Consider the following 15079-nt stretch of genomic DNA (forward strand, 5'->3'; position numbering starts at 1 on the left):
AACAACTCCTCATTAAAATATGAAATAATTTTTAGTCTTTTAAATAAGAGAGAATTTTTTCTTCAGTAGCTTCTTTATTTATACCAGTTAAAAAAGCCATACCATTTACATATGGAACATCAAAATCTGGTTTTATGCGCATAGTAGTAACAACTAAATCTACACCAGATAAATTGTTAGCAATTTCAATAACACGCATTTGTGTAACTTCTGCTTTAATACCATTTTGTGCACATAAATCTCTAATTGCATCAGCTGCAACAGTAGAAGTTGCTACAGCACCACCACAAGCTACAATAATTTTTTTCATAATAAAACACTCCTTTAATATTCGTTAAATATTTTAATTTAAATTATCAGCTAAAAGTTTTAAAAAGATTTCTTTATTTTGACAAACTTTTAATTGTGATACTAATTCTTGATTTTGAAAAGCAATAAATAATTTTTTTAAAACATCTAGATGTTCAGTACTACTAGATAAGGCTAACATAAAAATCATATCGATAGAAATTTTTTCATCGGGATTTTCCATTGAATAAAATTTTATAGGGTTTTTTAAACGTGCAGCAGCAATACCATTTTTTTGTATATTATTATTAGGTGAAGCATGAGGAATAGCAATACCAGCATTGGTCAAAGCAAGACCAGTAGGAAAACTAGCTTCACGTTCAATAACACTATCAGTATAAGATGCATCAATATATTTATTATTTACAAGTATTTGACCTAATTGTTTGATAGCATCTATATTATCTTTAGCGGAAATATCAAGTAAGATAATATTTTTATCTAAGAAAGTTTCTGTCATAATAAATGCCCCTTAATTAAATTCATTTTGAAAGTTTTTTATAAAATCATCATAATTAGGCTGGTTGATAATTTTTTTGATACCATTTTCTTTTACTAGATATTTAAATAATTTTAGAAAAATTGGTTCCCAAAGGTAAAATTCACTTTTAGCTATACTAATTAAAAATATAACTTGAACGTGATGATCTACCCAAATAATTGGTTTATCTAAGACTAATACAGATATAGAAGAAATTGCTGTATTATTTACCATAGGATGAGGAATTGCAACTAAATTACCTATTTCTGTAGGAGAAGCAGATTCACGTTCGAAAATAGAAGTACTAGTTTCTTTATCAATCAAACCACTATTTTCTAATTTTTTTGTTAAATATGTTAAAATTTCTTCTTTTGTATTAAATTGTTTATTAGTAATAAAACAATCTTTGCGGAAAAATTTTTTTATATTAGTTTTAGAAATATCAGAGTTCTTAAAGAATTTTTGTTGAATAAGATGTATTTCTTCATTATTTAAAAGATTTTTTATGTGTATTATTTTTTCAGTTTTTTCAGTTGATAAATTACTTAAATGAGGCAATGGTATAGTAGTAAACACTAAGTCTACACTATTTAAATCATTTTCTTTTAATTGATATCCTGGAAGTATATTGACGATATGAATTAAATCTTTAAAGTATTCTTTTAATTTAGCTTTTAATAATACTGCAGTACCAATACCACTACCACAAACTACAATTGCTGATTTAGTTATTTTATCAGCTTTAATATCCATACGTGTTAAGGCAGCACCAAAATGAACAGCAATATAACCAATTTCATTCTCATCAATAGTAAGATGTTCTTTTTCTTCAATAACTTTACTAGCAATTACACCAATTTGAAAAGCTAGGGGGTATTCATTCTTTATAACATCTAAAATATCATTACGGATATTCATTTGAAATCTAATTCGTGGGATAACTGATTCTAAATGAATTTTTAACCATTTTATTAAATTATCATCTTGAAGAAAATTAATATTTACAATAGTATTAACTCTTTGAAGCATTTCAATTACTAGATTTTCAATATAATTACTAGTTTCTTCATTAGCGATTTCCATATATTTTTTACTAGCAATAAGATGTTGAGCAAGATAATAAATTTCACTAGTTGCAACATCAATATGTAATTGATTATATATTTCTTCAAATATAGAAGTAGCAATTAAAAATTCTTTATGTTGCTCAATTTTTTTACTCTCACGTAATGTATACATTACATTGTGTTCTTTAGTTGCACGTTTCATAGCAATTAATACATGAACCAGAAGATTTTTTAGTGATGTGTCTGTGAGGACTAATTCATAAGAGGTTAACACTCGAATTAAAATATTATGGATGTTATTTAATTTATATTCAACAAAAAGATGTTGGTAAAAATCATCTGTTTTTAAATTATCACGAAAAATATATTCAGAAATACAATATCTTATTTGGGCTTCATTACCTTTTATTTGCATTCCTTGATTTTTATAATTAATGATATCTAGATTATATTTTTTTAATTTTTCTTTAACTTCTTTAAGATTAGCTTTTAATGTAGATAATCCAATAAAAAGTTCATCAGCTAAATCTTGCTGTTTTATAGATTGATTTTTTAATGCAGCATTTAGTAATCGTTGAATAATATAGTTTACTCTAGCTTCACTATCAAGTGTTTTAGTTATATGTTCATCTAAAATATTAATAAATTTTTCATAATTATTAATTTCTAAAGAATATCCTTTACGGGTAGAAATATTAATTTTAGCAATGTTTTCTTTTAAAATGGGTAAAATATTTTTAATTTCAGTTCGGATAGTTCTAGATGATACACCTACTAAGCGAGCTATTTCATCACTAGTTATATTATTTTTATGTTGTTTTAAAATAGCTAAAATTTTTCGTTGTCGTTGTGTAAACATTATGTTATCCTCCGTTTGATTTTAGTATAACAAAGATATTTACACACTCATAGGTAATTTATTTCCTGATATTGTGGAAATATTCTATCAAAGAGATATCATATTGTGATGATTAAATTTTTTATTTCCACAATTATTAATTAATCCATATAATACATAACTTTGAGTGCATTATTATTTTTATTTGATAATATATTGAAAGCTCTAATGCCATCACTTAATGGTATTTTATGAGTAATTATTTCATCTACTTTTATTTTTCCTGTTTGTAAATATTCAGCAGCAGCAATCCATTCATTTCCAGGGAAAGGAGCAGAATAACTCATCCAAGAACCTGTGACATTAAGTTCACCACGTAAAATAAGTTCAAATGATTTTGCTGGTATAGTTACATCTTTATGGGCAGTACCAATATAAATAACATGACCACCTTTTTTAGCAAGTTCTAATACTTGTGATTGTAAAAAATTTACACCTGCAGTTTCATAAACATAATCGACTTTTCCAATCTTATTAAAATATTCTGGAATATTTATTTTTGTAGAGTTTAAAACTTCATAAGCACCTAAATTTTTAGCTAATTCTAATTTATAATCATCAATATCAATAACATATATTTTTTCTAATCCTTTAGCTTTTAAGCATTGCATGGTTAAAATACCAATAGTACCACATCCATAGACAATAGCAGATTTACCACTATCTATAGCACCAGCACGTTCAACCCCATGGATAGCAACAGTAATTGGTTCAATACAAGCTGCTTGAGCATAAGTTACGTTATCAGCAATGGGAACAATATTTTTTTCAGGTACAGCAACATATTCAGCCATAGCTCCATTTTGACGAGAACCAATAAATGAATAATGTTGACACATAGCAGGATTGCCTTGATAACAATTATCACAATTGTTGCAAGGAATAAGTGGTGCGGCAGTAACGCGATCACCAAGTGAATATGAAGTAACATTTTTACCTAACTCTACAATTTCTCCAGAGAATTCATGACCTACAATAATAGGATAAAAATGTACTCCATTGTTTTTTACTCTAGGAATATCTGAGCCACATATACCACAAGCTTTTACTTTAATTAGAACTTCATCATCATTAATCTGCGGAATAGATACATCTTTGTAGGTTAATGTATTAATGTCTTCAACTACTAATGCTTTCATTTTATTAGTTGTATTACTCAAAATTAACACATCCTTATTTCTAATATTTAATTACAAAGAAAATATAACAGAGAATTTGGATAAAGCATAGTTTATTTATTTCATAATAGTTAGGAAAAATATAATAGTTTAGATATTTTCATATTTTATTGTGGAAATTAAAAAAGACTATAATCATTTTTATGATTATAGTCTTTTAGATAAGTTATATTTTTAAAGAAAGTTGTTAGCGATTTATTTAATTATTTAACGTAATTAGCGATTAATTCTACAGCTTTATCTATGCCACAGCGACCTACATTGATTATCATATCATAATCTGCGCAATCACCCCATGTAGAACCTGTATAATAATTATAGTAAGAAGCACGTTTAGCATCTTCTTTTTTTAATGTAGCTAAATCTTTATGATAAACATTAGTGCCTCGTATTTTGCGGAATTCATCATCTGCACAAATAAAGAAGTGATGAGCATTTTTTACATCTTTCAAAATGAAATTAGCACAGCGACCGACAAAAATACCAGAATTTTTGTCAGCAAGTGCTTTGATAGCTTTTGATTGTGGAGTGAATAAATAATTATCGTCTTCTACATTCAAATCAGCAAACATAGTTTCATATGGAGAAACACTGCCATAGAGATTGTCATATGTTAAATCTAATTCATCAAGAGAAACACCTTTTTCAAGATGAGCAGAAATAAATGCTACAAGTTTGCGGTCATATAAAGGTATTTGTAATTGTTTAGCTAATTTTTCAGCGATTTCACGACCACCAGCACCATATTGACGACCAATAGTAATAATACAATTACTCATGAAATAATCCTCCTATTTATAAGAGAGCATCTACAAAAGTAGATGCTCTTTATTATTATTTATTATATTTATCTTTAATTAAGCAAAAGGATTTTCTGTTGGGTACATCATAGTTTTTGGTTGATTGAAAGCTACATCTTCAACACCTAAGAATTTGAAGATACTGAATAAAGCTTTACCATAATGACCGAATGCTACAGCACCATGATGTGGATATTGTTTTTCAATGAGTACATGACGATAGAAACGACCCATTTCAGGAATAGCGAAGATACCGATACCACCGAAGGAACGAGTAGCAACAGGTAATACTTCACCTTCTGCTATATAAGAGCGTAATTGTCCAGCTGCATTGCTTTGGAGACGATAGAATGTAATTTTACCTGGAGCAATATCGCCTTCCAAAGTACCACGAGTGATATCTGGAGTGCCACCATTTTCAAGTAAACGATTTTGGATAAGCTGATATTTGATAGCACCTTTAGCGAGTTTGCACATAGGAGTATTACCGCAATGGAAGCCCATGAATGTATCTTTGAGGGTGTAGTTTTTATATTTTGGAGCAATATCTTCTTCGAATAAATCTTTTGGTACGGAGTTGTTGATATCGAGAAGAGTTACAGCATCGCCACTTACGCAAGTACCAATATATTCGCTGAGTGCGCCATAGATATCTACTTCACAAGCAACAGGAATACCACGAGATACAAGACGGCTATTTACATAGCATGGTTCAAAACCGAATTGAGATGGGAATGCAGGCCAGCATTTATTAGCAAATACTACATATTTTCTAGAACCTTTATGTTTTTCAGCCCAATCAAGTAATGTTAATTCATATTGAGCCATGCGTTTTAAAAGATCTGGATATGGATTAGATGTGCCCATTTCTTCAGCCATATCTTTAACAATATCATCAATGCGTGGGTCATCAGCATGTTCTTTATAAGAAACGAGTAAATCAAGTTCGGAGTTTTCTTCGATTTCTACGCCTAAATCATAAAGTGGTTTGATTGGAGCATTGCAAGCAAAGAAATCTTGTGGACGAGGACCGAAAGTGATGATTTTTAGATTTGCTACACCGATTAAAGCACGTGCAACAGGATTGAATTCATTGATCATTTCAGCGATTTCATCAGCAGTACCTACAGGATATTCTGGAATGAATGCTTTGATTTTTCTAAGACCGAGATTGTAAGAGCAGTTGAGCATACCGCAATAAGCATCGCCACGACCATTGATGAGGTCTTTGCCTGTTTCTTCAGCAGCAGCTACATACATTACAGGGCCATCGAATTTTTGAGCAATTAAAGTTTCAGGAGTTTCTGGACCGAAGTTACCTAAGAAAACAACTAAAGCATTACAGCCAGCAGTTTTAACTTCTTCAACTGCTTTGAGCATATCGATTTCATTTTCTACTACAGTTTGAGCTTCGAAAATTTCACCATATTGTTTAGTGTAAGCTTCAACGATTGCTTTTCTACGATTTTCAGAAAGAGAAACGATAAAGCAATCACGACTTACAGCAATGATACCAAGTTTTACATCAGGAATATTATTAAACATGAATATACTCTCCTTTTATATATACACTAATATATTTACGATTTTATTTTGGTATTGTGTTTTATGTGCTTAGGCACAATCAAGAACAATTAAAGAATACCATGTAGTGATGTTTTTGTCAATAAAAATTTTTTAGAAAATTTATAATAATAGTTTAATAAAAAATCGTCTTTTTATAAAAGAAATGTTTCTGTGTAAAATATTGAAAAAATAATATTTTTACTTATTTATAATAAAATAGAAAAACATATTAAAAAAATCTGAAAAATTATAAAAATAAATATTGACGGATAAATTCAAAGATGATATATTAAAAACAACAAATGTGCTTAAGCACAAAATGAGAGGCGGTAAATGATGAAATATTTATTAGGTTTAGATATAGGAACTTCAGCGACAAAGACAGTATTATTTGATGAAACTATGAAAGTTATAGCTTCAGCTTCAGAAGAATATCCAATGTATCAACCACAAAATGGTTGGGCAGAACAAAATCCAAAAGATTGGTATAATGCTTCCTTACATACAATTCAAGAAGTTTTGGCAAAATCTAAAATTAATCCTGAAGATGTAAAAGGCGTAGGTTTATCTGGTCAAATGCATGGGCTAGTAATGCTTGATGAAAATAATGAAGTAATTCGTCCTTCAATTATTTGGTGTGACCAAAGAACAGTAAAAGAATGTGAAGAAATCACTGCTAAGGTTGGAGCTGAAAGATTGATAGAAATTACAGCAAATCCAGCATTGACAGGATTTACAGCATCAAAAATTTTATGGGTTAGAAATAATGAACCAGAAAATTATGCAAGATGTAAACATATTTTATTGCCAAAAGATTATGTACGTTTTTGCATGACAGGTGAGTATGCAACAGAAGTATCTGATGCAAGTGGAATGCAATTATTAGATATTCCAAAACGTCAATGGTCAGATGAGATTTTAGAAAAACTTGATATAGACAAAAATTTATTGGCAAAAGTATATGAATCTCCAGAAGTAACAGGACATATCAATGATGAATTTGCTAAATTATCAGGACTTAGCACTGATACAGTAGTTGTAGGTGGTGCAGGAGATAATGCGGCAGCAGCTATTGGTACTGGTATCGTAAAAGACGGTAAAGCATTCACTACAATTGGTACAAGCGGTGTAGTATTTGCACATACAGATAAATTAAGTATTGATCCAAAAGGTAGAGTTCATACTTTTTGTTGTGCAGTACCAGGTTGTTGGCATGTAATGGGTGTAACACTTGCAGCAGGTTTATCACTTAAATGGTTCCGCGATAATATAGCTGATAATTATAAAGTAAAAGCAGAAGAATTGGGAAAAGATCCATATGTACTCATGAATGAAGCAGTAGCAAAAATTCCATGTGGCAGTGATAGATTGATGTATTTACCATATTTGATGGGCGAAAGAACACCACATCTTGATCCAAATTGTAGAGGTGTATTCTTTGGTTTATCTGCAATTCATACAAAAGAAAATATGATGAGAGCAGTCATGGAAGGTGTAGCATATTCACTTAGTGATTGTTATGACATTTTGAAAGAAATGGGTGTAACAGTAGATGAAATGATGGCATGTGGTGGCGGTGGCAAAAGCCCAGTATGGCGCCAAATGCTTGCAGATATGTTTGAATGTGAAGTAAAAACATTGACTTCTGAAGAAGGTCCAGCATTAGGGGTAGCTATTTTAGCTGGTGTAGGAGCTGGAATTTTTAAAGATGTAGTATCTGCTTGTGATGAATTTATCAAAACAGGAACAAATTGCAGTCCAATAAAAGAAGAAAGTGAATATTATAAACAAGGACATGCTTTATACAAGAAAGTATATGCGCAATTAAAGGATTGTTATCAGGATTTAGCTAAGTTATAAATTTTATATATTTAAGAGGAGAGTAAATAATGGGAACAATAAAATCTGAAGTAGCATTTCAAACGACATCAGCAAGTCGTGTAAAATTTGTGAGAATTTTCGTATTTGTGGTTGCTGGTATGGCAGGTTTATTATTTGGTCTTGACCAAGGGGTTATTTCTGGAGCTTTACCATTTATTGCCAAAGAATGGGAACTTACAAGTCGTCTACAAGAATGGGTAGTAAGTTCTATGATGGTAGGTGCAGCTATTGGGGCAATTATTGCTTCAAAATTATCTTCTGGAATTGGCCGTAAAAAATCTTTGATGATTGGTGCTGCATTATTTATTGTAGGTTGTCTTGGTTCTGGTATGGCAACAAGTGTAGAAATGCTCATTGGTGCTCGTTTGATTTTAGGTCTTTCTGTAGGTATAGCATCTTATACAGCTCCATTATATTTAGCTGAAATGTCAGACAAAGATGCTCGTGGAAGTATTATTTCTGGCTATCAATTAATGGTTACAGTAGGTATTTTAGTAGCTTTCTTATCTGATACTTATTTTAGTTATACTGGTGATTGGAGAGCTATGCTCATGGTCATTGCTATTCCAGCAGTAGCACTTATTTTATGTGTATTAGCATTGCCTGAAAGTCCTCGTTGGCTTGCTTCTAAAGGTCGTTTCCAAGAATCTGCTAATGTATTAAGTTCCATGCATACTAATGTTGAAATTGCAAAAACTGAATTACATGATATTAAAGAAAATTTAAAAGTAAAACAAGCTGGTTGGGAATTATTCAAAGCTAATAAAAATGTTCGTCGTGCAGTATTTTTAGGTGTATTACTTCAATTTATGCAACAGCTCACAGGCTTCAACATCATTATGTATTATTCTCCAAAAATTTTAAGTATTGCAGGTTTCTCTTCTACAGAAGAACAGATGATAGGTACTGTAGTCAATGGTCTTGTATTCGTTTTAGCAACATTTATTGCTGTAGGTACTGTTGATAAATCTGGTCGTAAACCAGCATTATCTAGATGTTTTGCTATAATGGCTGTTTCCTTATTTGTTTTAGGTCTTTGCTTCTTTGGTTTAGAAAGTGGAAATACATCTACATGGATTCCTTACTTATCTGCTGGTATGGTAATTTTAGCAATTATTGGCTTTGGTTTTGGTGCAGGTCCTGTTGTATGGATTTTATGTTCTGAAATTCAACCACTTAAGAGCCGTGATTTTGGTATTGCTTGCTCTACAATGACTAATTGGTTATCTTGTACTTTAATCGGTGCTACATTCTTAACTTTACTTGATACATTAGGTTCTACAATGACTTTCTGGCTCTATGCAGCATTGAATGCTTTATTTGTATATTTAACAATGCGTTATGTACCTGAAACAAAAGGTGTAACATTAGAAAAAATTGAACAGAACCTCATGGAAGGTAAAAAATTAAAAGATATCGGTTGTTAATTAAATTTTGATGAGTTATCCTATAATGCTGTGTTATTATATGTATATAATAGTGTAACTTTACTAAGAGATTTTAACAGCATTATAGGAGGTACTTTTGGTGGTTACGATAAAACAAATTGCGGACCTTTGTGGTGTCTCACGAGGAACAGTGGATAGAGTTATAAACGAACGTGGCAATGTAAAGCCAGAGACGAAAGAACTTGTGTTATCTATGGCAAAAGAATTAGGTTATAAGCCAAATCCAGCAGGAAAAGCACTATCTGCTAGAAAGAAAAATCCAGTGGTGGGAGTTGTGATTTCATCAGAAGGCAATCCTTTCTTTGATGATGTTATCAGAGGTATAAAATTAGCTGCGGAAAAATATGAAATTTATGGATTGAAAGTCATTTGGAAAAATATGAGAGGCTATGATGTAAAATCTCAACATGAAATTATGGAAGAGCTTAAAGATAAAGTAAATGCCTTGATTATTAATCCTGTAAATGATCCTGTAATTATAGATGAAATCAATGAATTTGTAGATGCTGGAATTTTTGTAGTAACAATAAATAATGATGTAGATAATTCCAAACGTCAATGTTATGTAGGTAGTGATTATACTAATGGCGGTGAAACAGCAGGTGCATTATTGCAGATGATTATACCAAATGGGGCTAATATAGGTATAGTCATGGGTTCATCAAAGGTATTAGGTCATAAGCAACGTTTAGCTGGATTTGAAGAAAATATAAACAAAAATCCTAAATTTAAAATAGTAGATATTCAAGAAAATGATGATGATGATATATCCTCATATGATAAGACTAAGATGATGTTGACAAAACATAAAGAAATAAATGCAATATTTATTGTAGCAGCTGGTGTATATGGTGCTTGTAGAGCAGTGTTATCATTAGGAAAACAGAATGATTTAACGATAATTGCTTTTGATACAGTGCCAACTACAGTGGAAATGATGAAGAAAAATGTAATTAAAGCAGTAATTTATCAACACCCTTATAGACAAGGTCAAAGAGCTATGCAAATTGTTTTTGAATATCTAGTAAATGGTATTAGCCATGATAAAAGTAGACATATAATGAAAAATGAAATAAAAATATTAGAAAATTTATGAGGTAAAGATAATGAAAAGTGTACATGATATTGAATTCAAGCAATATGGTAGAGTTTTAGACGTTGATACTGCTGAATTTGTAGCAACAATGAAAGCAAAAGAAGCTATTAAAGAAGGTGTAGTATATGAACCTTCTGATGCGGATTTAGAAGCATTGCCTTTATTTAAACAGATGCAAGATGAAGTTTATGGCGGATTAGAAGTGGAATTTGGTTTTTGCAGTGGCTATAACAATAAATTAAATGCAGTAGAATATCATCGTTCTTCTGAAATCGATATTGCAGCTACAGATTTAATTTTGATGCTTGGTCGTCAGCAAGATATCGATTACACAAATAATACTTATGAAACTAAAAATATAGAGTGCTTCTTTGTACCAGCAGGTACAGCAGTAGAACTTTATGCGACAACTCTTCACTATGCACCATGTAAAGAAAATAATGAAGAATTCCGTTGTGGTGTAGTTTTACCAAAAGGAACTAATCTTCCATTACAGGCAAAACCAGTTGAAAATAAAGGTGAAAATCAATTACTTTTTGCTGCTAATAAATGGCTTATTGGACATAGTGAAAGTGGCGTAGATAAAGATGGTGGCTTTATTGGCTTAATCGGTGAGAATACAACAATTTAATAAAATAAAAACTTGTGTTAGAGCATATTCTAATTTATCCATAGCAAGGTTTAACTTCTCAGGAGAAATAATTAATGGTGGTGCTAAGGTGAGTACACAACCTTAAGATATTTTAAAGCTCAATCCTTGTTCTAGACATAAATATAAAACTTTTTCAGCTTCAATAGTAGCTTTTTCTTTTGTTTGACGATTTTTTACCTTGATTTGCTTTGATTTTATCTTCGGATAAAGTATGCATAATAAGTCCTTTCTTAATGCTTGATATTTGGTATAAGATATCATAAGAAATGTTTTGCTGTAAATCGTACAATTGTAAAAAGCTAATGAAATTTTTAGTAATATTTTTAATTAATTTATAATAAATAATATATAACGATTTAGATATATTTATGCTATAATAACACTAATGACTTAATGTTCATATTAGGAGGCATTTAAATGAAAAAGCAACTTTTAGCAATGATTTGTTCGGCATTATTTATGCTAGGAATAGGAGGAACTGCTTCTGCTGCTGAAGTATATCAGCCAGCTACAACAGCAAGTGTTGCTACTATTAATTATCAGTACGTATTAGCTAATATTCCAGAAAGTAAATCCATTCAGGAAAATATGAATAAACTTACTGAAGAAGCACAAAAAGAATTTGAGAAATCTGTTAACGAAAAAATGAGTCCTGCAGATATTCAAAAAGTTCGTGCAAGAGTAGCTACTGATTTAAGACAAAAACAGATTAATTTAGTAAAACCAGTACAGGAAAAAATTAATAATGCAATTAAACAAGTAGCTCAAGAACATGGATATAGCGTAGTTATTACTTCTGATGTAGCTTTATTTACTGCTGTTGATATTACAGAAGAAGTTTTAAATGCTGCAAAATAATTGATATTTTATAAAAATAAGCAGGTACAAATAGTACCTGCTTTTCTTAGATTAATTAAAAATAGAGGTGGAAATGATGGGTGAATTAAAATGGTGGCAAAAAACAGTTGTATATCAGATTTATCCTAAATCTTTCTGTGATAGTAACGGCGATGGTATTGGAGATATTCCAGGTATTATTAGTAAATTAGATTATTTGCAAGATTTAGGTGTGGGTGCTATTTGGCTTTGTCCGATTTATCCTTCACCACTTGTTGATAATGGATATGATATTTCTGATTATTGTAGTGTAGCTAAAGAATATGGGACTATGGAAGATATGGAAAGACTCATTTCGGAAGCAGACAAACGCAATATAAAAATCGTAATGGATTTAGTATTTAACCATACATCCGATAAACATAAATGGTTTGAAGAGTCTAGAAGTTCCAAAGATAATCCAAAACGTGATTGGTATATTTGGCGTGATGGTAAAGAAGATGGCTCTGCTCCTACAAATTGGCGTAGTATTTTTGGCGGTTCAGCATGGACTCTTGATGAAAAAACAAATCAATATTATTTGCATACTTTTGCTAGCGCTCAGCCAGATTTAAATTGGGAAAATAAAGAAGTTAGACAAGCTTTATTTGATGCAGCTAATTTCTGGTTAGATAAAGGTGTTCGTGGTTTTAGAATTGATGCGATTGTATATATTAAAAAACCTAGTGAATTTAAAGATTTACCAGTAGATGGAGCAGATAATTTAGCTAGTATCGCTAAAGCTACAACTTATCAAGATGGTATATTAGATTTTCTACATGAATTTAGAGAAAAAGTTTTTGATAGAGCAGATATATTTACAGTAGCAGAAGCAGATGGTGTTTATCCAAGTGATTTTGATAAATGGATTGGCGAAAATGGTGCATTTGATATGTCCTTTGATTTTAGCCATATTCGCTTAGGTTTTGATGAAGATTGCACATGGCATAAACGCAAATCATGGAAATTAATCGATATTAGAAAATGTTTCACAGAAGATGAAGAAGCTACAAAAGATAATGGCTGGGTACCTGTTTATTTTGAAAATCATGATTTACCACGTTGCACAAATTACTTCTTCCCACAGGGAACAGATACAAAATTAGCAGCTAAATTTATTGCTACAATTTTATTGACTATGAGAGGAACACCATTTATCTATGAAGGTCAAGAATTAGGTATGACAAATATAAAATGGCCATCAATTAAAATGTATAATGATATTTCATCTATTGGTCAATATGAATTGGCACTAAAAGATAAATTGACACCAAAAGAAGCTATGAAAGGTGTTTGGAAATACAGTAGAGATAATGCACGCAGTCCAATGACATGGAATAGTGGCTCTAAAGCAGGCTTTACTACTGGCAGACCATGGTTACCACTCAATGATGAATATCCTAATTTGAATGTGGAAACAGAAACAGAAGATGAAAATTCTGTACTTAATTATTATAAAAATTTAATAAAATTACGTAAGCAATATCCAGCATTAATTGAAGGCGATTATGAAGAATTATTATCATATAGTCCAGGTATATATGCTTATGCACGTACAACTAAAGATAAATCAGAACGCATTATTGTTATCGCTAATACAACAGCAAAAATTCGCGGTTATAAAATACCAGAATTAAAAGGTGCAACATTACTAGCATCTACTTATGGAAATCGTGAAGCAACATTATTGCGTTCTTATGAAGTAAGAGTTTATAAAGTTAAGAAATAAAATAAAAAATATCCTTATAAATAGAATTTCTATCTATAAGGATATTTTTTTTAGTTTGGAATAGCTTCAATAATAGTATCGAGCATTTTTTTGATATCAGAAGGAATAGCTTCAACAAAACGAGTTGGGATATTATCATAACCATAGTAACAGCCTGCTAATCCACCTGTAATAGCACCAATAGTATCACTATCACCGCCAAAGTTAATAGCAGTCAGTACAGCATCTTCAAAATTATCTGTAGGTATAAAAGCATGAAGCATAGCTATAATGCTATCGTAAGCAGAAGCTGTTGGTTGAATTTCTTCATTTTTATAATCGTAATACATAGTATTATCAATCATTTTATCCATATCATCTTTAGTGATATTGTTATTCAAAATACGGAAAATCAATTGAGCGTAAATACGGCAAGCATTATCAGACTGGGTATTTACATGAGTCATATTAGTGATATCAAGAGCAGTAGTAACAGCATTGAATTCATCAGTATAATAAAGTGCAGGATATAAAGTATTTAATATAGCACCATTATCTACACTACCGCGATTGCTGAATAAATCCACTTGTCCAGCGGACTCTTGCCAACGAGCTTTAGGAATAAGATGTTTACCATGACCTTTAGACATTGTTTTATCAATACTGCGAAGAGTTGTATCACTGATATCTTTTGGTCTGCTGATAGCCCATTTTATGAAATTCTTGCCGATTTCAGCAAATGGATTTTCAGGATTTTTCATAATTCCATAAGCAGTAGCAAGAAGTAGAGCTGTTTCGTCAGTTCCTTCGCCTGGTTGAACTTGTAACCAACCGCCACCAATCATTTCTGTAACTTTGCCGAATTGAGCTTTGATTTGTTCTTGAGGCATGAATTCAAGTGGTGCACCGAGAGCATCACCAATAATTGCACCATATAAAGCCCCTTTAATTTTATTTATTTTTTCCACAAATTTTCCTCCAATATAAATTATTAACTAAATATATGATAAACTACTGGCACTATAAGAGCAAGAAGCATATTACCAAATGCGAGCGTAAAGCCCCTAAATTTATTTATGG

General features: G+C 31.0%; 14 protein-coding genes. 6 read left to right on the top strand and 8 right to left on the bottom strand.

Annotated elements, in window-relative coordinates; all coding sequences use genetic code 11:
• Window positions 1-31 precede the first annotated feature (31 nt).
• From gatB to BMX03_RS02655, 6 genes are all read right to left on the bottom strand, one after another.
• Window positions 32-310, bottom strand: coding sequence for a PTS galactitol transporter subunit IIB (gene gatB / locus BMX03_RS02630; RefSeq protein ID WP_177159340.1), 279 nt, complete (start codon window positions 308-310; stop codon window positions 32-34).
• 33 nt (window positions 311-343) lie between these two features.
• Window positions 344-808, bottom strand: a complete 465-nt coding sequence (locus BMX03_RS02635) for a PTS sugar transporter subunit IIA (RefSeq protein WP_091693603.1) — start codon at window positions 806-808, stop codon at window positions 344-346.
• 12 nt (window positions 809-820) lie between these two features.
• On the bottom strand, window positions 821-2755 hold the full coding sequence (locus tag BMX03_RS02640; RefSeq protein WP_091693606.1) for a BglG family transcription antiterminator: 1935 nt from the start codon (window positions 2753-2755) through the stop codon (window positions 821-823).
• A gap of 140 nt (window positions 2756-2895) precedes the next feature.
• Window positions 2896-3954 (bottom strand): galactitol-1-phosphate 5-dehydrogenase, encoded by a 1059-nt coding sequence (locus BMX03_RS02645; protein ID WP_255361395.1) that lies wholly within the window; start codon window positions 3952-3954, stop codon window positions 2896-2898.
• Window positions 3955-4175: 221 nt separating this feature from the next.
• Window positions 4176-4751 (bottom strand): cytidylate kinase-like family protein, encoded by a 576-nt coding sequence (locus tag BMX03_RS02650; RefSeq protein WP_091693608.1) that lies wholly within the window; start codon window positions 4749-4751, stop codon window positions 4176-4178.
• A gap of 78 nt (window positions 4752-4829) precedes the next feature.
• On the bottom strand, window positions 4830-6317 hold the full coding sequence (locus tag BMX03_RS02655; RefSeq protein WP_091693611.1) for an L-fucose/L-arabinose isomerase family protein: 1488 nt from the start codon (window positions 6315-6317) through the stop codon (window positions 4830-4832).
• Window positions 6318-6671: 354 nt separating this feature from the next.
• Between BMX03_RS02655 and xylB the strand changes: the two genes are divergently transcribed.
• The 4 genes from xylB (at window position 6672) to BMX03_RS02675 (ending at window position 11394) form a co-directional block, all read left to right on the top strand.
• Entirely contained in the window at window positions 6672-8198 is a 1527-nt protein-coding gene (xylB, locus tag BMX03_RS02660) for a xylulokinase (RefSeq protein WP_091693613.1), read from the top strand.
• A 29-nt stretch (window positions 8199-8227) separates the two neighbouring features.
• Window positions 8228-9646: a sugar porter family MFS transporter gene (locus tag BMX03_RS02665; protein ID WP_008539452.1), complete on the top strand. Its 1419-nt coding sequence runs from the start codon at window positions 8228-8230 to the stop codon at window positions 9644-9646.
• Window positions 9647-9746: 100 nt separating this feature from the next.
• The gene (locus tag BMX03_RS02670) at window positions 9747-10763 is read left to right on the top strand and encodes a LacI family DNA-binding transcriptional regulator (protein ID WP_091693616.1); all 1017 of its coding nucleotides are present in this window, start codon (window positions 9747-9749) and stop codon (window positions 10761-10763) included.
• 10 nt (window positions 10764-10773) lie between these two features.
• The gene (locus BMX03_RS02675) at window positions 10774-11394 is read left to right on the top strand and encodes a DUF4867 family protein (RefSeq protein ID WP_022228615.1); all 621 of its coding nucleotides are present in this window, start codon (window positions 10774-10776) and stop codon (window positions 11392-11394) included.
• 102 nt (window positions 11395-11496) lie between these two features.
• On the opposite strand, the gene BMX03_RS11310 is transcribed toward BMX03_RS02675, so the two are convergent.
• Window positions 11497-11676, bottom strand: coding sequence for a hypothetical protein (locus BMX03_RS11310; protein ID WP_255361396.1), 180 nt, complete (start codon window positions 11674-11676; stop codon window positions 11497-11499).
• Between the two features lie 156 nt (window positions 11677-11832).
• Here BMX03_RS11310 and BMX03_RS02685 point away from each other — a divergent pair, with 156 nt between their 5' ends.
• Together BMX03_RS02685 and BMX03_RS02690 are read left to right on the top strand one after the other, a co-directional pair.
• The gene (locus BMX03_RS02685) at window positions 11833-12273 is read left to right on the top strand and encodes an OmpH/Skp family outer membrane protein (protein WP_008539446.1); all 441 of its coding nucleotides are present in this window, start codon (window positions 11833-11835) and stop codon (window positions 12271-12273) included.
• Between the two features lie 76 nt (window positions 12274-12349).
• Window positions 12350-14020 carry an alpha-glucosidase gene (locus tag BMX03_RS02690; RefSeq protein WP_022228613.1) on the top strand — a complete coding sequence of 557 codons (1671 nt, stop codon included), beginning with the start codon at window positions 12350-12352 and terminating at the stop codon, window positions 14018-14020.
• A gap of 50 nt (window positions 14021-14070) precedes the next feature.
• Here the strand turns inward: BMX03_RS02690 and BMX03_RS02695 are convergent, their stop codons facing one another.
• Window positions 14071-14967 (bottom strand): ADP-ribosylglycohydrolase family protein, encoded by an 897-nt coding sequence (locus tag BMX03_RS02695; protein ID WP_091693618.1) that lies wholly within the window; start codon window positions 14965-14967, stop codon window positions 14071-14073.
• Window positions 14968-15079 lie beyond the last annotated feature (112 nt).

Origin of the sequence: Megamonas sp. Calf98-2, from assembly GCF_900110235.1 — a bacterium.
GTDB lineage: Bacteria > Bacillota > Negativicutes > Selenomonadales > Selenomonadaceae > Megamonas > Megamonas funiformis.